The organism is Arthrobacter pasteuri, from assembly GCF_054510955.1.
Window position 1 is genome coordinate 1 of sequence record NZ_JBTNDO010000004.1, and the last position, 17,127, is coordinate 17,127.

Here is a 17,127-nt window from a genome sequence, read left to right on the forward strand (position 1 = left end):
GGTCTTTTTTTTTTTTTTGGTTGTTGGGGAAAACCGCCATTCCCCCCCTCGCCCCCCTCCCTTTTTTCTCCCCCCCCTGGGGCCGCGGTCGCTCAGGACGAGCGGGACGGACTAGGCGTCGTCGCCCACTGCGACCTCGGGCAGCTCGATGCCGGCGTCCTCGGACGACCCGGAGGCGTCCTCGGCGACGACGGGCGAGAGCGAGAGCTTTCCGCGGTCGTCGATCTTCGTGATCTCGACCTGGACCTTCTGGCCCACGGAGACGATCTCGTCGACGTTGTCGACACGCTTGCCACCGGCGAGCTTGCGCAGCTCGGAGATGTGCAGCAGGCCGTCCTTGCCCGGGGTCAGGGAGACGAAGGCGCCGAAGGTCGTGGTCTTGACGACCGTGCCCAGGTAGCGCTCACCGATCTCGGGGACCTGCGGGTTGGCGATCGCGTTGATCGCCGCGCGCGCAGCCTCGGCCGACTCGCCGTTCGTGGCGCCGATCAGCACGGTGCCGTCGTCCTCGATCGAGATGTCGGCTCCGGTGTCCTCCTGGATCTGGTTGATCATCTTGCCCTTGGGGCCGATGACCTCGCCGATCTTGTCCACGGGGATCTTGACCGAGATGATCCGCGGTGCGAACTCGGAGAGCTCGTCCGGGGTGTCGATCGCGGCCTGCAGGACGCCGAGGATGTGCAGGCGTGCTTCGCGGGCCTGCTTCAGCGCGGCAGCGAGCACCGAGGCGGGGATGCCGTCGAGCTTGGTGTCGAGCTGGATCGCCGTGACGAACTCCGACGTACCGGCGACCTTGAAGTCCATGTCACCGAACGCGTCTTCGGCGCCGAGGATGTCGGTCAGCGCCGCGTAGCGCGTCTGGCCGTCGACGACGTCGGACACGAGGCCCATGGCGATACCGGCGACCGGCGCGCGGAGGGGCACACCGGCGTTGAGCAGGGACAGCGTCGAGGCGCAGACCGAGCCCATCGACGTCGACCCGTTGGAGCTGAGGGCCTCGGACACCTGGCGGATCGCGTAGGGGAACTCCTCGCGGCTCGGCAGGACGGGCACGAGGGCGCGCTCTGCCAGCGCTCCGTGGCCGATCTCGCGGCGCTTCGGCGAACCGACGCGGCCGGTCTCACCGGTGGAGTAGGGCGGGAAGTTGTAGTTGTGCATGTACCGCTTGCGCGTGACGGGCGACAGCGAGTCGATCTGCTGCTCCATCTTGAGCATGTTCAGCGTGGTGACACCCATGATCTGGGTCTCGCCGCGCTCGAAGATCGCCGATCCGTGCACGCGCGGCAGCACCTCGACCTCGGCGGTGAGCTTGCGGATGTCGCTCAGGCCACGGCCGTCGATGCGGACCTGGTCCTTGAGGATGCGCTGGCGGACGACGGCCTTGGTGAGCGAGCGGAACGCTGCGGACAGCTCGTTCTCGCGTCCCTCGAAGGAGCTGCCGAGGGCGTCCAGAAGCTCCGACTTGAGGGCGTCGGTGGCGCTTCCGCGCTCCTGCTTGTCCGCGATCTGGAATACCTGGGACAGCTTCTCCGCGCCGGCCGACTCGATGGCGGCGTACACGTCGTCCTGGTAGTCGAGGAAGACGGGGAACTCGACGGTCGGCTTGGCGGCGCGCGCGGCGAGGTCTGCCTGCGCCTCGCACAGGGCGCGGATGAACGGCTTGGCGGCCTCGAGGCCGTCGGCGACGACCTCCTCCGTGGGAGCGGTCGCGCCGTTCTCCTTGATCAGGTTCCACGAGTTGTCGGTGGCCTCGGCCTCGACCATCATGATCGCGACGTCGTCACCGGCGATGCGCCCGGCGACCACCATGTCGAAGACGGAGTTCTCGAGCTCCGAGTGCTTTGGGAAGGCGATCCACTGGTCGTTGCCGCTGCCGTCCGAGACGAGGGCCACGCGGACGCCGCCGATCGGTCCCGAGAAGGGCAGGCCGGACAGCTGCGTGGACATGGACGCGGCGTTGATGGCCACGACGTCGTAGCGGACGTCGGGGTTGATCGCGAGGACGGTCACGACGACCTGGACCTCGTTGCGCAGGCCCTTGACGAACGCAGGGCGCAGGGGACGGTCCATCAGGCGGCAGGCCAGGATGGCTTCCGTGGAGGGACGGCCCTCGCGGCGGAAGAACGAGCCCGGGATGCGGCCCGCGGCGTACATGCGCTCTTCGACGTCGACTGTCAGGGGGAAGAAGTCGAAGCCTTCGCGGGGGTGCTTGCCGGCCGTGGTGGCCGAGAGCAGTGCGGTGTCCTCGTCGATGTAGACCATGGCGGAGCCGGCGGCCTGCTGGGCGAGGCGTCCGGTCTCGAACCGGACCGTGCGTGTTCCGAAGCGACCGTTGTCGATCACTGCTTCGGCGAACTGAATTTCGGGACCCTCCAAGAGAGTCACCTCCGTTTCCTGGTATCGGAGGCAATCGGCACCCGACGTGGCTCCGCCCCTCACGGGCGGCCCACAGCACCCGGTCTTCGATCGAGATCCACGGAACGCGGGTGCGCTCCGGAGACCACTACCGAGGACCGCGAATGCGCGGTGCCGGTTGACTCCTGTTGTGCGGTGGTCCTGCTGCTGCAGGTCGTGCTGATACTGCTGGCTGCGGACACGCGGTCCGCCCGCCTGGTGCTCCGGTGTCCGGAGCCGGGCCGCGGCGGAGGGGCCCGTACTTCTACCTAGCAGAGAAGGCGGCTCCCTCTCCAGTGGAGAGGATGCCGCCTTCCGATGCTACTTGATGCTACTTATCGACGCAGACCCAGGCGCTCGATGAGCGAACGGTAACGCGCGATGTCGGTGTCCCGCAGGTAGTCCAGCAGGCGACGGCGACGACCGACGAGAAGAAGCAGGCCACGACGCGTGTGGTGGTCGTGCTTGTGCATCTTCAGGTGCTCGGTCAGGTCGAGGATACGACGGGAAAGCATCGCGATCTGAACCTCGGGTGAACCGGTGTCACCTTCGGCCAGCGCGTATTCCTTGATGATTTCCTGCTTGATGGCGGCGTCAAGGGCCACGAGTAACTCCTAGAGTTGTACCGTGAACATGTGCTGAGCATCGTTTGCACGACGTCACAGAAAAATCCAGCCACCACGGACTGCAGCCGGACCTGCGCCCAGTTTAGCGTCTGAGCCGTTGTTCTGTCGAAAGCAGGCCACGGGCCCTGTCGACGTCGAGTTTCATCTGCTCGATCAGGGCCTCAGGCCCGGTGTAGGCGACCTGGCCCCGCAGCCGCTCGACGAATTCGACGATGATCGCCTGTCCGTAGAGGTCGAAGTCCTGCACGCGCTCGGGCGGACGGTTGATCACGTGCGCCTCGACCTGCCGGTCCACACCGTCGAAGGTGGGGTTGGACCCGACGGAGATCGCGGCCGGCCACCGCGTGCCCGCCTCGTCGACGAGCCAGCCGGCGTAGATGCCGTCGGCCGGGATGAAGCCCCGGGAGGAGGCTGCCAGGTTCGCCGTGGGGTACCCCAGTTCCCGCCCGCGGGCTGCCCCGTGGACAACCTCTCCGCGCATGCGGTGGGGGCGGCCGAGGATCCTCGCGGCGGTTCCGACTTCTCCGGCTTCGAGTGCTTCCCGCACCCAGGTCGAGGAGCACCGCCTGTCGCCGTCGTCCTCCGTCGCGTCCACGGGGTAGCTCGCACCGAAGTCCTCGATGGCGATGACCTCGAAGCCGAGCTTCCGGCCGAGGTCGCGCATGGTGTCGAGGTCACCGCTGTTGCCCCTGCCGAACCGGACGTCGTGGCCGATCACCACGGCCCGCGCCTTCAGGGCCTGGACGAAGACACGCTCGACGAACTCCTCCGGCGAGTGTGCGGCGAGGTCGAGGGTGTAGCGCATCATGAGCAGGGCGTCGATGCCCGTCTCTGCGAGCGTCTCCACGCGGTCGTCGAGCCCCATGATCAGCTCCGGCGCCGACTCGGGCCGGTGGACCTGCGCCGGGTGCGGATCGAAGGACACGACGACGGCGGCCGCAGCACGCTCGTGCGCCGCCTCGAGGACCTGCTGCAGGACGCGCTGGTGACCGCGGTGCACGCCGTCGAAGTTGCCGAGCGTCAGGACGGAGGGCCCGAAATCCTTGGGCACACTGTCCAGGTCTCTCCAGTAGAACACGCATCTCCTTCGCGATTCGGCCGATTCCCGCGGCCTCGGGTGTCCGGCGTGGACGCCGCTCCCCATTATGGCCGACGCGATCACCGCGGACGGCATCGGGCCTCCGTCCTCGCCGGGAGTGGAGGGCCGCTGCGCGAGGGGGTCCGCTAGCCGTGCTGGGTGAATTCCCGGCGCAGGTCGCTCGTCTTGGCGATGTACTTGTGCCAGACGAGCAGGGCCGGCGGGAAGGCCAGTTCGACGACCATGAGGACGATCATCACGTAGTGGGGGGTTCCGGAGAACGCCCACGACAGGACGCGCCCGATGCCGCCCGCGAACACCATGAGGCAGACGAGCCACAGCATGTTCGCCCACTGGAACTTGACCGCGATCGTGATGAAGGCCGCACCCACACCGACCATCATGGCCGAGAAGAACCGGAACTGGCTTTCCAGCGTGGGGTTGGCGGGGCTGGCTTCCGTCTCGGGCAGTCCGGCCGTGCCGAGGATCAGGTAGTAGGCACCGAACCCGGCGATGACGACCCCCACCAGGACGACGACGGTACGGAACACGTTCCAGTCCCCGCCGGAGGCGGATTTACCGGGCTTCCTGCCCTTGTCACCCGAGGGAGTAGTCTTGCCGCGCTGGGACGGTTCCGCCGCCGCCCGGTCGCGGTCTCCGGAGGGGGTACCCGAGGGGGTCGGCCCCGCACTGCCGGCGCGGCGGGCATCGGACGACGAGGACCGTCCGGCTCCTGATCCCGTGGATTCGTCGTGCTCGGGGCTGTTGCTGGTCATGTCGCTCCCTGGAGGCAGGCTGGATCGGTGCTCTTGCGCCATACTCTCACGGGCCGCAGGCAACCGGACCTATTTCGGGCGGCGCTGTCCCGGCCTGTTCCTGCGCAGCCAGACCAGCCCCAGGATCGGGAGGACCAGGGGGACGAATCCGTAGCCACGGCCGAAGGCGGACCATACGGTCTCGCTCGGGAAGGCCTGCGCATCCAGGATGCTGAGGAGGCCCACCGCGAGCACTCCGACGAGCTCGGTGGTGACGGCGACGACGGAGATGGCGTAGGCGCGCGCACCCGCCCGTGCCATGGACACCGTCGCCACGATGTAGACCACCGCGGCCACTGCCGAGAGGAGGTACGCGAGCGGGGCCTCGGAGAACTTCGTCGCGATCTGGAATCCGGCGCGCGCGGTCGCGGCCAGCGCGAAGACCCCGTAGACGGCGATCAGCAGGCGGCCCGGGCCCCGGGCGCGGCTCGCGCCTCCCGCACCCGCGGCGTCCGTCGCGCCCGCTGCACCGACGCGCGCGGCAGGAGATCCCTCGTTCCGTCGACCGCTCACAGGCCGGCCACCCCATCCCAGATCTGCTCCATGCGGACGAGCATGACGAAGACCGTCAGCCCGGCCGCGGCCAGTACGAAATTGCTCCAGCGCGTCCTCTCGAGGATGGACCACCAGAAGGTGCCGACGGGCACCACGAGCGCTGTCAGGAGGTACCCCCAGAACTCCCAGGCCTCCCCCAGCACGGGCTCCCCCGCGAGCTGCCGGATTCCGGCAGCCACCGTGTACGCCAGGAGGAAGAGCTCGACGGCCGCGACGGAGAGGATGGTGATGTCGTTCGGCGGCTGTCGCAGGAGGGCCGCGCCGATGCAGAGGACGGCGGAGACCGCGCAGACGAGCGCCCCGACGAGGAAGAAGGGATCCACGCCTACTCCTTCCCGCCGGGCGCGAAGACCAGCACGGTGCGGGCGGCTCCCCCGCGGTTCTCGAGCAGCGCCACGAGGGTCCCGTCCGGCGCGAAGGCGGCGACCGGGACATCGGGCTCGTCGTTGGGCCCGATCTTCCGGCCGTGGGAGACGTCCGCGGCCTCGGCCTCGGACAGTTCCCGCACGGGGAACAGCGACCGTCCGGCGTCGTCCAGCGGGAGCACGTCCAGCTCCGCGGCGAGCTGCTCGAGGGTACGGGCCTGCTCGATGGAGTAGGGCCCCACCTGGGTCCGGCGGAGCGCGGTCAGGTGGCCTCCCACGCCGAGGGCTTCCCCGAGGTCGCGCGCGAGGGCCCGGATGTAGGTGCCGGAGCTGCATTCGACCGTCACATCCACGTCCTGCAGCCGCCCGTTGCTGACCCGGCGGATCCCGTGGACGTCGAACCGGTGCACGGTGACGGGACGGGCGGGGAGGTCCACCTCCCCGCCGGCGCGGACCCGGGCGTAGGACCTCTCGCCCTTGACCTTGATGGCACTGACGCTGCTCGGCACCTGCTGGATCTCACCCGTCAGCCGGGCGACCGCCGTCCGGATGTCCTCCTCGGTCACGGCGGCGGCGATGCTCCCGCCCGTCACCTCGCCCTCGGCGTCGTCCGTGAGGGTCGACTGCCCGAGCCGGATGGTGGCGGTGTAGGTCTTCGACGTGCCCACGATGAAGGTCAGCAGGCGCGTCGCGCGGTTGATGCCGATCACCAGGACGCCCGTGGCCATCGGGTCGAGGGTGCCGGCATGGCCCACCTTGCGGGTTCCCGCCAGGCGACGCATGCGCCCCACGACGTCATGACTGGTCCAGCCCTGAGGCTTGTCCACGATGATCAGCCCTGAGTGGACCTGCCCGGAATTCACGCCTCCCAGTATAGGGTCGCTGCTGCGCGCTCCCGGGCGCCCCGCCCGCCTCGCGATACGATCCTGCGTATGCCTTCCGCCCCAGCCCACGTGGTGAATGTCCCGGTCAACCAGATCCGCGAGATCACGCAGGCGGCATGGGCCACCCCCGATTCCATCGTCCTCAGCATCGGCGAGCCCGCGTTCCCGGTCGCACGGCACGTGCTCGAGGCGGCGATGGCGGCCCTCGACCGGGACGACACCAACTACACGCCCAATGCCGGCATCGCCCCGCTCAGGGCCGCGTTCGCCGAGCGGTTCGCGTCCCTGTCCGGGGTCGACGACGACCCCGCCCGCGTCTTCGTCGTCGCGGGCGCCCAGCAGGGGCTGCACCTGGCGCTCAGCACGCTGATCGCGGCCGGGGACGAGGTGCTCATCCCCGACCCGGGGTATCCGACGTTCACCATGACCGTGGGGCTGCTCGGCGGCGTCCCCGTGCCGTACCCCCTGCTGCCGCACCACGGCTTCCAGCCCCTCATCGAGGACCTGCGGCGGCTCGTGACCGGGCGCACGAAGGTGCTCATGCTCAACTCGCCGTCGAATCCCCTCGGATCGGTCTTCGACTCCGACCTCACGCGTGAGCTCGTCCGCTTCGCCCATGAGAACGACCTGTGGATCATCTCCGACGAGTGCTACGAGGCCTTCACCTACGACGTGCCCCATGTCAGTCCCGCCCGTTTCGACGCCGGCGGCCCCGAGGCCGTCCCGGAGGCCGTCGAGGCCCGCGTCCTCACCTCCCTCACGCTGTCCAAGACGTACGGGCTGACCGGTCTCCGCATCGGCGCGCTCATCACGCCGCCCGGGATGGAACAGCTCCTCAGCAACGTCATGGAGGCCACCGTGTCCTGCGTCTCGGGTCCCTCGCAGTACGCCGGCGTCGCCGCCCTGACCGGCCCGCAGGACTATGTCCGGACCGCCCTGGACCACTACCGCGCCAACCGCGACGCGGCCACCGCGGTGCTGGACGAGCGCGGGATCAGCTACCTCGACGCCCGCGGCGCCTTCTACCTGTGGGCCGACCTCTCCCACGCCACGGACGGGGATGTCCGGGCGTGGACCAGGGCGTTCCTCGCGGAGCAGGGCGTCGCGCTCGCGCCGGGCACCGCCTTCGGGTCGATGGGTGAGGGCTGGGTGCGGATCGCCCTGTGCGGCAGGAGGGACGAGCTCGTCGAGGGGCTGTCCCGGCTCCCCGTGCCCCGCACCTGAACGCCACCCCGGGAACGACAGAAGGCAGCCGACCCGCAGGTCGGCTGCCTTCTGATGTGCGGCCCGGAACGGGAGCCCGGAGGGCTAGCGTCCGACCTCGTCCTCGTCGGAGGTGCGGTAGGGATCGGCGTCCCCCGCGAAGTCCGCGCCCTGGGCGATCGCTGCCACCTCGGCGTCGCGCTCGCGGGCCTTCTGCAGCAGCTCCTCGAGGTGGCTGGCGTTGACCGGCACCTCGTCGGGGACGAATTCGAGGGTCGGCGTCAGGCGGGCGGTGATGTTCCTGCCCACCTCGGCGCGCAGCACGCCGCGGGCGGACTCGAGCGCCATCCGCGTGGCCTGCTGCTCCTCCGGATCCCCCAGCACCGTGTAGTACAGCGTCGCGTGCTGCAGGTCGTTGGTGACGCGGGCGTCGGTGATGGTCACGGCTTCCAGCCGGGGATCCTTCACACGGCGCCGGAGCGCCTCGGCGACGATGACTTTGATGCGCTGCGCGAGCCGCGCGGCGCGGGCCGGATCTGCCATTGCTGATACTCCTAGGGAAGCGGATGTGGGTGGGGAACCCTGCGTGCGGGTTCCGGCTGTACGACAGCACAGGCGCCCGGGAGAACCAGGGCGCCTGTGCTGACCTACCTCCTAGACGCGGGGCTTCTCCCGCATCTCGAAGGTCTCGATGGTGTCGCCTTCCTTGACATCGTTGAACGAGCCGAGGCCGATACCGCACTCGAAGTCCGTGCGGACTTCGGTGGCGTCGTCCTTGAACCGCTTGAGCGAGTCGACGGAGAGGTTGTCCCCGATGACCTTGCCGTCGCGGAGGACGCGGGCCCTCGTGTTGCGTCGGATGATGCCCGAGCGGACGATCGAACCGGCGATGTTGCCGAACTTCGAGGAGCGGAACACCTCGCGGACCTCTGCGGTTCCGAGCTGCACCTCCTCGTACTCCGGCTTGAGCATGCCCTTGAGGGCGAGCTCGATATCGTCGATGGCGGCGTAGATGACCGAGTAGAAGCGCATGTCCACGCCTTCACGCTCGGCGAGGTCCGCGACGCGCTCCGCCGGCTTGACGTTGAAGCCGATGATGATCGCGTTGTCGACGGTCGCCAGGTTGACGTCGTTCTGGGTGATCGCACCGACGCCGCGGTGGATGACGCGCAGCTGCACGCCCTCTCCGACGTCGATCTTGAGCAGCGAGTCCTCCAGGGCCTCGACGGCACCTGACACGTCACCCTTGAGGATGAGGTTGAGGGTGTCGACCTTGCCCTCGGCGACGGCCTGGTCGAAGTCCTCGAGGCTGATGCGCTTGCGGCGCTTGGCGAGGGCCGCGTTGCGGTCCGCGGCTTCGCGCTTCTCGGCGATCTGGCGGGCGGTGCGCTCGTCGTCCGTGACGAAGAACGTGTCACCTGCGCGGGGCACGTTGGACAGACCCAGGACCTGGACCGGACGCGACGGCTCCGCCTTCGTGACGATGTCACCGTTCTCGTCGAACATGGCACGCACACGGCCGTGCGCCGTACCGGCGACGATCGTGTCACCCACGTTCAGTGTTCCTGACTGGACGAGCACCGTTGCGACGGCGCCGCGTCCGCGGTCGAGGTTCGCTTCGATCGCGATACCGCGGGCGTCCTTGTTCGGGTTGGCCCGCATGTCGAGGGCCGCGTCCGCGGTGAGCAGGACGGCCTCGAGGAGGTCGTCGATGCCGACGCCCTGGAGGGCGGAGACGTGCACGAACATCGTGTCGCCGCCGTACTCCTCGGGCACCAGACCGTACTCGGTGAGCTGGCCCTTGACCTTGTCCGGGTTCGCGCCTTCCTTGTCCATCTTGTTGACGGCCACGACGATCGGCACGTTGGCCGCCTGGGCGTGGTTCAGCGCCTCAACGGTCTGGGGCATGACGCCGTCGTCGGCCGCGACGACCAGCACCGCGATGTCCGTGACCTTCGCACCACGGGCACGCATGGCGGTGAACGCCTCGTGACCGGGGGTGTCGATGAAGGTGATGGCACGCGTGCTGTCCTCGTGGACATGCTGGATCTGGTAGGCACCGATGTGCTGGGTGATACCGCCGTGCTCGCCCTCGACGACCTTGGTGTTACGGATCGCATCGAGCAGTCGCGTCTTACCGTGGTCGACGTGGCCCATGACCGTGACGACCGGCGGACGCACCTCGAGTTCCTCGTCGCCCTCGGCTGCCAGCTCGGCGTCGAAGTCGATGTCGAAGCTGCTGAGGAGCTCGCGCTCCTCGTCCTCGGGTGAGACGACCTGGATCTTATAGCCGAGTTCCGTGCCGAGCACCTCGAAGGTGTCCTCGTCGAGCGACTGGGTCGCCGTGGCCATCTCACCGAGGTGGAACAGCACGGTGACCAGTGCGGCGGGGTTCGCCTCGATCTTGTCGGCGAAGTCCGTGATGGACGAGCCGCGGCGCAGGCGCACGATGGTGTTGCCGTCTCCGCGGGGTACGCTCACGCCACCCAGCGAAGGAGCCGACATCTGCTCCAGTTCCTGCCGCTTCGCCCGCTTCGACTTGCGCTGCTTGCCACGGCCGGCTCCACCCTTGCCGAAGGCACCGGCAGTGCCGCCGCGTCCGCGACCGCCCTTGCCGAAGCCGCCGCCGGCGGGTGCACCGCTGGGGCTGGCAGGTGCTCCACCGGGACCGCGGCGCGGACCGGCTCCCGCACCCGGGGCACCGCGGCCGGGGGCAGCGGGACGCTCGGTGCGGTTGGGCATCATGCCCGGAGTAGGACGTGAGCCGGGGGCTCCGGCCGGACGGGGAGCGCCGGGACGCGGTGCACCCGGGCGGGGTCCACCGGCGCCGGCTGCGGGACGGGGTCCGCCCGCACCGGCTGCGGGACGGGGTCCACCCGGACCCGCGGCGGGACGCTGCTGTGCATCGTCACGGCGACCGGGACGGGGCATGCCCTGCGAGGGTGCGAACGGGTTGTTGCCCGGACGCGGCGGGCGGTCCGACGTGCGGTCTGCACCACGGTCGGTCTCACCACGGCGGGAACCCATGCCCTGCGAGGGCGCGAACGGGTTGTTGCCCGGACGCGGCGCTCCGCCGGGACGGGCGCCCGAAGGACGGGTGGTACCCGCGGCAGGAGCTGCGGGCGGGGTGGCCGGACGCGGAGCCGGACGGACGCCCGGCGTCGAGCCCTGCGTGCCCTGCTGCTCAGGAGCCGGGGTGTTCTCCGCAGCCGGGGCAGGCGTGTCCTGTGCAGCGGCAGCGGGGGTCTCCGCGGGAGCGGATCCGTTCGAGAACGGTGATGCCTGGGGGGCGGCCGGAGCAGCCGGGGCGGCAGGGGTGGCGGGTGCTGCGGGAGCGGCGGGGGCGGGTGCCTCCGGCGCGGCCTGGGCAGCGCCCGGCTTCGGGCCTGACGGCGCGGGGGCCGCGGGGCGTGAGGGGGCGGGGGCCGCGGCGGTCTTGGTGCCGCCGGCGGGGAATGCGCCGCGAAGTTTCTTCACGACGGGGGCCTCGATGGTGGATGAGGCTGAACGGACGAACTCGCCCAGTTCCTGCAGTTTCGCAACTGCGTCTTTCGAGGTTATACCGAGCTCTTTCGCAAGCTCATGTACGCGGACCTTGGCCACATTTCTCCTGTCTCGGTCCGCACCGAGTCAGGCACGAACCGTCTATTTCCTACTGCTGATCCCAGCCGCTAGGGCGCCTGGTAGATCGAATGCAGAGCGCAACGGATTGATCATCGTTGCGCACTCATCGCTGGGTTCTCATCGGGTTTCCATGAGGGTACTGACCCGCTTTCCGGGAGGACGGTGGTGAATCGGAGCGTTCATCTCGACGCTCCAGGTGTGCCTGGAAGTCCGCTGCCAACTGCGCAGTGTCCACCGGCCGGCGGAACGCCCTGTGAAAGGCTCTCCGCTTGACGGCCGTTTCCATGCATGCCGGGTCGGGGTGCAGCCAAGCACCCCGTCCGGATAGCCGGCGCCGCTCATCGATGACGGCGACATCCTGCCCGTCGATCGGTCGTGCAACAACCCGCATCACGTGTGACTGGCGGTCCCGCCGGCGGCATCCCACGCAGGTGCGTATCGGATGGGTGTCCTCCGGCTGGTGCCCGGACTCTTCTCGGTGAGCAGTATCTTCTCGGTGAGCAGAGTCTTCCGGGCGCGACCCGACATCAGTTCTGTCCATTCTACCCCTTCCGGCACCGCCGGAAGACCGGCAGGCCTAGGCCTTCGCGGCCGAGGCGGGCTTCGCCGCGTCGGACACGATGTCGATCCGCCAACCCGTGAGCTTCGCGGCGAGGCGGGCGTTCTGGCCTTCCTTGCCGATCGCCAGGGACAGCTGGTAGTCCGGGACGACGACGCGCGCGGACCTCGTGGCCTCGTCCGTGATCGTCACCGAAGTGACGCGCGACGGCGACAGCGAGCTCGCGATGAACGCCGCGGCGTCGTCGTTGTAGTCGACGATGTCGATCTTCTCGTCGTTCAGTTCGTTCATGACGGCCCGGACGCGCGAGCCCATCTCCCCGATGCAGGCACCCTTGGCGTTCACGCCCGGCACGTTGGCCTTCACGGCGATCTTGGTGCGGTGCCCCGCCTCGCGGGCCAGGGCCACGATCTCGACCGTCTTGTCCGCGATCTCCGGCACCTCGAGTTCGAAGAGCTTCCGGACGAGGCCCGGGTGCGAGCGGGACAGGGTGATGGAGGGGCCCTTCATGCCGCGGTGCACGTCGACGACGAACGCCCGCAGCCGGGTGCCGTGCAGGTACTTCTCCCCCGGCACCTGCTCCGGCGGCGGCAGCACGGCCTCCACCGATCCCAGGTTGACCTGGATCATGTGCGGATTGGTGCCCTGCTGGATCATGCCGGCGACGAGTTCGCCTTCCTTGCCCCGGAATTCGCCGAGGATGTTGTCGTCCTCGGCGTCGCGCAGCCGCTGGAGGATGACCTGGCGGGCGGTGCTCGCGGCGATGCGGCCGAATCCGCTGGGCGTGTCGTCGAACTCTCCGACGGTCTCGCCGTCGTCGTCCTTCTCCGTCGCCCAGATGGTGACGTGGCCGTTGCGGCGGTCGAGCTCGGCGCGGGCGGTCTCGTGGGCGCCGGGTGTGCGGTGGTACGCGATGAGCAGTGCCTGCTCGATCGTGGGCACCAGCTTGTCCAGCGGGATCTCGCGCTCGTGCTCGAGGAGCCTCAGCGCGCTCATATCAATGTCCATGTAGGTCTCCTTACGCGGGGTGCACGGCGCCGGAGTTGTCCGGATCGGCCCCATCGCTGTTCTCGTGGTGTTCATCCTCAAGATGCGCGAATTCGACCTGGACGGTCCCCTTGCGGATCTTGGAAAACTCGAGGGCGAGCGGATCGCCCTGCTTCGGCTTCATGCCCTTCTTGACGGGCAGGTGCGGGATCAGTCGGATGCCCGTGGCGGTGATGTCCTTCAGGCGGCCGACGACGACGTCGCCGGTCACCGGCTTGACCTCGACCACGCGCCCCACGCTGCGGCGCCAGTGCCGCGGTTCGGTGAGGGGACGGGAGACCCCGGGTGAGGAGATCTCCAGGTTGTACGGGCGGTCGTCATCGTCGGGATCACTGTCCATCGCCGCCGAGAGGTCCGGGGAGATCGCGGAGATCACATCGAGCCCCACGCTTCCCGATGCGTCCTCGGGGAGGTCCACGACGACGTGGACCGTGCGGTGGGAGCCGGCGACCTTGATGTCGACGTCCTCGAGGTAGAGATTGTGCTGTTCCACCACGGGCTGCAGCCTGGTCCGCAGGCGCTGGGCTTCGGCCTGCAGCTCGACCTCCAGGGCCGATTTGCGGGTCGGAGCATGTTTTTCGTTCCCGGACCGGACCGCCATGGCTGCCTCCCACTCGATGATGTTGTCATCCAAGAGTACCGACATTCCGCGGTGCCGGGGGTAGGACCGGGTGAAACGCAACCCACCGTGGCATCATCGGGAACTGTGATCATGCGGGCGGAGACGGGCGGACAGCGGGTGCGCGGAAGCCGCGTCGCCGGACGCGCCCTGCGCTGGTCCGCGGGGCTCACCGGCCTGTTCGCCGTCGTCCTGCTCGGAGCCGGGATCGTCGTCGGGATCGGGCTCTGGTCGGCCGAACCGGCCGCCCCCGTCTACTCGGCCGCCGAACAGGTCCAGCTCGACGCCGAGGGACGGTACCGCGCGCTGGCCGCCGACGCGCGGGCAACACGGGCCCTCCAGCCGGCCCTCGAGCCCGTTCTCGGGGAGCGTCTGGAGGCGGCCGCCGCCGACCTGGACGCGCAGGCGGACGCCGTCTCCCTGCCGCGCTCCCCCGCCCCTGCACCGGGGGGGACGGATGCCGGCGGCGCCGCGCAGGCCGGCACCGCGTCGCCCAGTCCTACGTCCGGCAGTGCGACGCCCGGCAGTTCTACGTCCGGCAGTCATACGCCCGGCGACCAGGCCCCGGCGCCGGCGCCGGGAGCATCCTCGAGTGCCGGGGTGCCGGTGGACGGACCGCGCTTCCTGTCGATGCTCCGGGACAGCGCCCTGCGAAGCCTGCGGGACGCCGTCGACGCCGAACCCGGTCCCGCCCGGGTGCTGGCCTCCGCGGGGGCCAACCAGTGGCGGCAGGCGGTGCTCATCGGGCAGACGCTCGGGGCTGAGAGCGGGCTCCCTGCTGCCGACACCCTGTCCGCCGCGGACCTCACGGCCGGCGAAGTCGGATCCGCTGCTCCGGCCGACCCTGCCGCTCCCGCTGGCCCCACCACGTCAGCCGGTCCTACCGACCCCGCCGGCGTCCCCGCTCCGGCCTCGTCGGCCGACCCTGCCGCTTCCGACGATTGCGCCGGGACCCCCCTCGGGACCGAGGCTGACCGGCAGGCCCTGGTGAACGCGAAAACGGCCGAAGAGGAGGCCCGCTACGGCTACGAGGTCGCCGCCGCCCTGCTGCCCGACCCCGCAGCAGCGCTCACTCGCTCGGCTGTCCACCAGGCGGCGGCCGACGCCGCCGCCCGACGCCTCGCGGAGCTCTGCGTCCCCGTGGCCCCTGCGCCTGCAGGCTTCGCGATTGCCCCGCCCTTCCGCTCCGATCCGGAGGCAGCCCTCCGGGAGCTCGAACAGGACCACGCCGAGCTGTACGCCGGCCTCGTGTCCGCTGTCGGCCCGGACGTCCGCGCCTGGGCCGTCGCCTCCTACAACGCAGCCGTCCAGCGCAGCCTCGAGGCCGGAACGCCGCTCGATGCCTTCCCCGGCCTGACGGCTGGATCCGCGGCTGGATCCGTGGGGGGTTCCGCGGGTGCGTCGATGTCGGGGGCGACTCCGGCTCCCGCGGACACACCGGCTCCCGCGGACACCCCGGCGCCGGCAGGACCCGACCGTGGTTAGCAATCAGGACCGCGTCCCGGGCGCTCTTCCGGACCTGCCACCCCGACTCCTGCAGAGCGCGCGGAGCATCGACGGCGGTGCCCGGTGGACCCGGGAGTGGCGTGAACTGCTGGCAGGGAGGATCGAGGCCTGGAACCTGGTCCTCGATCTGCGGCACGGACAGCCCGTGTGGGCGGGCCAGTGCGCCGTCGTCGTCCCCGTCGTCCGACGGGACGGGAATGATCCCGCGGAGGCCGTCCTCAAACTGACGATCCCGCACGACGAGGCCTTGCCGGAGCCGGATGCGCTGGAACTCTGGGACGGGACGGGGGCGGTGCGCCTGCAGGCGGCGTCGCGCCCCGACTTCGCGCTGCTGCTCGACCGGCTCGACGGCGACCACTCCCTGATGGACGTGCCGCTCGACGAGACGCCCGAACCGTGGGGCCGTGTGCTGCGCCGGCTGTCGATACCGGCCGGCGACAGCGCCCCCTGGGCCGCGTTCCCGCACCTCGCGTCCGACGCCGAGCGGTGGACGGACACCCTTCCCGCCCGGTGGCACGAACTCGGCGAACCGTTCCCGCGGTGGCTCATGGAGTCCGCGCTCGAGGTGTGCCAGTCGCGCGGCATCGTCGGGCGACGGTCGCAGCGCGACGTCCTCGTGCATTCCGACCTGCACTACGGAAACCTGCTGCCGTCCTCGCAGGGTCAGCTGCGGGAGTTCACCGCGATCGACCCGAAGCCGGTGCTCGGCGACGCCGAGTACGCCCTGGCACCGATGCTGTGGAACCGCCTGTCCGAGCTCGACGCCGCGGACCCGGCGGGTCACCTCCACGCCCACTCCACGGCCCTGGCGACGGCCGCCGGTCTCGACGCCGGCCTCGCCCGGGGCTGGACCGTGGTCCGTGAGGTGCGCAACGCGCTGTCCTACCTCACCCATGGCCGGACGGGCGACGCGCAGCGGTCCCTGTGGGTGGCGAGTTCCGTGCTCGGGCGGACACTGGACGGACTGCCGCCGGTCGGCGAGCTGCCGGTCCTCTAGCGCAGCCGGCGCCGGTTGCTACCGGGCCCCACAGCTACCGGGTCCCGGCCAGGAACGGGCGCACGTTCTCCACCCAGACGTCGTATCCGAGCTTGAGGATCAGGGCTCCCACCACGGCCAGGAACACGATCCGGATGAATCTGCTGCCCTGGCTGATCGCCATGCGCGACCCGGTGTAGCCACCGGCCATGTTCGCGACGCCGAGCAGGAGCCCCAGCCCCCACAGGATGGAGCCGTTCGGGAGGAAGAACATCAGGGCACCGAAGTTGGTCGCCATGTTGACGATCTTCGCCTTCGCACTGGCACCGAGGAAGTTGTAGCCGAGCAGCGTGACCATCGCGATGATGAGGAAGGAACCCGTACCCGGCCCGATCAGGCCGTCGTAGAACCCGATGACGAGCCCGATCGCGCCGGCCGTCCCGTAGTGCCGCGCTCCCTGGTGGCGCAGCTCCGTGAGCGTCCCGACCGACGGCTTCAGCGCGGTGAACACCGCAACGGCGACCAGCGCCACCACGATGACCGGTTTGAAGACCGACGACGGCAGGGACGCCGCGAGGACCGCCCCGCCGAAGCTGCCGAGGAGCGCGATCCCCGCCATCGGCAGCGCCGTCCTCAGGTCCGGGTGGGCCCGCCGGTAGTAGGTGACGGCGCTCGTCGTCGTTCCGAAGATGGACCCGAGCTTGTTGGTGGCCAGGGCCTCGACGGGCGCGATGCCGGGTACCAGCAGCAGCGCCGGCAGCTGCAGCAGACCGCCTCCGCCGACGACGGCATCCACCCACCCGGCGGCGAACCCCGCGACGAGCACCAGCAGGATCGTCGCGAGGTGCAGTTCCTCGAGTCCCGAGCCCACAGCGG

At 69.9% G+C, this 17,127-nt stretch carries 16 protein-coding genes; 3 read left to right on the forward strand and 13 right to left on the reverse strand.

Annotation, left to right across the window (positions count from 1 at the left end):
• Positions 1-111: 111 nt before the first annotated feature.
• From ACX80H_RS14565 to truB, 7 genes are all read right to left on the reverse strand, one after another.
• The gene (locus ACX80H_RS14565; RefSeq protein WP_459314278.1) at positions 112-2,376 is read right to left on the reverse strand and encodes a polyribonucleotide nucleotidyltransferase; all 2,265 of its coding nucleotides are present in this window, start codon (positions 2,374-2,376) and stop codon (positions 112-114) included.
• A gap of 353 nt (positions 2,377-2,729) precedes the next feature.
• Positions 2,730-2,999, reverse strand: a complete 270-nt coding sequence (gene rpsO, locus ACX80H_RS14570) for a 30S ribosomal protein S15 (protein ID WP_301230023.1) — start codon at positions 2,997-2,999, stop codon at positions 2,730-2,732.
• 103 nt (positions 3,000-3,102) lie between these two features.
• Positions 3,103-4,098: a bifunctional riboflavin kinase/FAD synthetase gene (locus ACX80H_RS14575; protein ID WP_459314121.1), complete on the reverse strand. Its 996-nt coding sequence runs from the start codon at positions 4,096-4,098 to the stop codon at positions 3,103-3,105.
• Positions 4,099-4,244: 146 nt separating this feature from the next.
• Positions 4,245-4,874, reverse strand: coding sequence for a DUF4345 domain-containing protein (locus ACX80H_RS14580; protein ID WP_459314122.1), 630 nt, complete (start codon positions 4,872-4,874; stop codon positions 4,245-4,247).
• 69 nt (positions 4,875-4,943) lie between these two features.
• Positions 4,944-5,426, reverse strand: coding sequence for a hypothetical protein (locus ACX80H_RS14585; protein ID WP_459314123.1), 483 nt, complete (start codon positions 5,424-5,426; stop codon positions 4,944-4,946).
• A complete protein-coding gene (locus tag ACX80H_RS14590; protein WP_459314124.1) occupies positions 5,423-5,791 on the reverse strand; it encodes a hypothetical protein in 369 nt (122 codons plus the stop codon). Before ACX80H_RS14590 ends, ACX80H_RS14585 begins: the two co-directional genes overlap by 4 nt.
• A gap of 2 nt (positions 5,792-5,793) precedes the next feature.
• On the reverse strand, positions 5,794-6,705 hold the full coding sequence (gene truB, locus ACX80H_RS14595; protein ID WP_459314279.1) for a tRNA pseudouridine(55) synthase TruB: 912 nt from the start codon (positions 6,703-6,705) through the stop codon (positions 5,794-5,796).
• 60 nt (positions 6,706-6,765) lie between these two features.
• On the opposite strand from truB, the gene ACX80H_RS14600 reads away from it, so the two are divergent.
• A complete protein-coding gene (locus ACX80H_RS14600) occupies positions 6,766-7,941 on the forward strand; it encodes a pyridoxal phosphate-dependent aminotransferase (protein WP_459314125.1) in 1,176 nt (391 codons plus the stop codon).
• Between the two features lie 84 nt (positions 7,942-8,025).
• On the opposite strand, the gene rbfA is transcribed toward ACX80H_RS14600, so the two are convergent.
• The 5 genes from rbfA to rimP form a co-directional block, all read right to left on the reverse strand.
• Positions 8,026-8,463 carry a 30S ribosome-binding factor RbfA gene (gene rbfA / locus ACX80H_RS14605; protein WP_459314126.1) on the reverse strand — a complete coding sequence of 146 codons (438 nt, stop codon included), beginning with the start codon at positions 8,461-8,463 and terminating at the stop codon, positions 8,026-8,028.
• 111 nt (positions 8,464-8,574) lie between these two features.
• Positions 8,575-11,523: a translation initiation factor IF-2 gene (gene infB / locus ACX80H_RS14610; protein ID WP_459314127.1), complete on the reverse strand. Its 2,949-nt coding sequence runs from the start codon at positions 11,521-11,523 to the stop codon at positions 8,575-8,577.
• Positions 11,524-11,647: 124 nt separating this feature from the next.
• A complete protein-coding gene (locus tag ACX80H_RS14615) occupies positions 11,648-12,085 on the reverse strand; it encodes a YlxR family protein (RefSeq protein WP_459314128.1) in 438 nt (145 codons plus the stop codon).
• A 36-nt stretch (positions 12,086-12,121) separates the two neighbouring features.
• The gene (gene nusA / locus ACX80H_RS14620; protein ID WP_459314129.1) at positions 12,122-13,111 is read right to left on the reverse strand and encodes a transcription termination factor NusA; all 990 of its coding nucleotides are present in this window, start codon (positions 13,109-13,111) and stop codon (positions 12,122-12,124) included.
• Between the two features lie 10 nt (positions 13,112-13,121).
• Entirely contained in the window at positions 13,122-13,784 is a 663-nt protein-coding gene (rimP, locus tag ACX80H_RS14625; protein WP_459314130.1) for a ribosome maturation factor RimP, read from the reverse strand.
• A 54-nt stretch (positions 13,785-13,838) separates the two neighbouring features.
• Here rimP and ACX80H_RS14630 point away from each other — a divergent pair, with 54 nt between their 5' ends.
• Positions 13,839-15,254, forward strand: a complete 1,416-nt coding sequence (locus ACX80H_RS14630; RefSeq protein ID WP_459314131.1) for a DUF4439 domain-containing protein — start codon at positions 13,839-13,841, stop codon at positions 15,252-15,254.
• Complete coding sequence (locus ACX80H_RS14635) at positions 15,247-16,272, forward strand: aminoglycoside phosphotransferase family protein (protein WP_459314132.1); 1,026 nt, start codon at positions 15,247-15,249, stop codon at positions 16,270-16,272. The genes ACX80H_RS14630 and ACX80H_RS14635 overlap by 8 nt, the downstream gene beginning before the upstream one ends.
• A gap of 34 nt (positions 16,273-16,306) precedes the next feature.
• On the opposite strand, the gene ACX80H_RS14640 is transcribed toward ACX80H_RS14635, so the two are convergent.
• A complete protein-coding gene (locus ACX80H_RS14640; protein ID WP_459314133.1) occupies positions 16,307-17,122 on the reverse strand; it encodes a sulfite exporter TauE/SafE family protein in 816 nt (271 codons plus the stop codon).
• Between the last annotated feature and the right edge of the window lie 5 nt (positions 17,123-17,127).

What these genes read in the sequence shown, in the direction of transcription:
- nusA (WP_459314129.1), bottom strand. Translation starts at nt 13,111, where the DNA reads ATGGACATTGATATGAGCGCGCTGAGGCTCCTCGAGCACGAGCGCGAG.
- rbfA (WP_459314126.1), bottom strand. Translation starts at nt 8,463, where the DNA reads ATGGCAGATCCGGCCCGCGCCGCGCGGCTCGCGCAGCGCATCAAAGTC.
- ACX80H_RS14600 (WP_459314125.1), top strand. Translation starts at nt 6,766, where the DNA reads ATGCCTTCCGCCCCAGCCCACGTGGTGAATGTCCCGGTCAACCAGATC.
- ACX80H_RS14580 (WP_459314122.1), bottom strand. Translation starts at nt 4,874, where the DNA reads ATGACCAGCAACAGCCCCGAGCACGACGAATCCACGGGATCAGGAGCC.
- ACX80H_RS14615 (WP_459314128.1), bottom strand. Translation starts at nt 12,085, where the DNA reads ATGGACAGAACTGATGTCGGGTCGCGCCCGGAAGACTCTGCTCACCGA.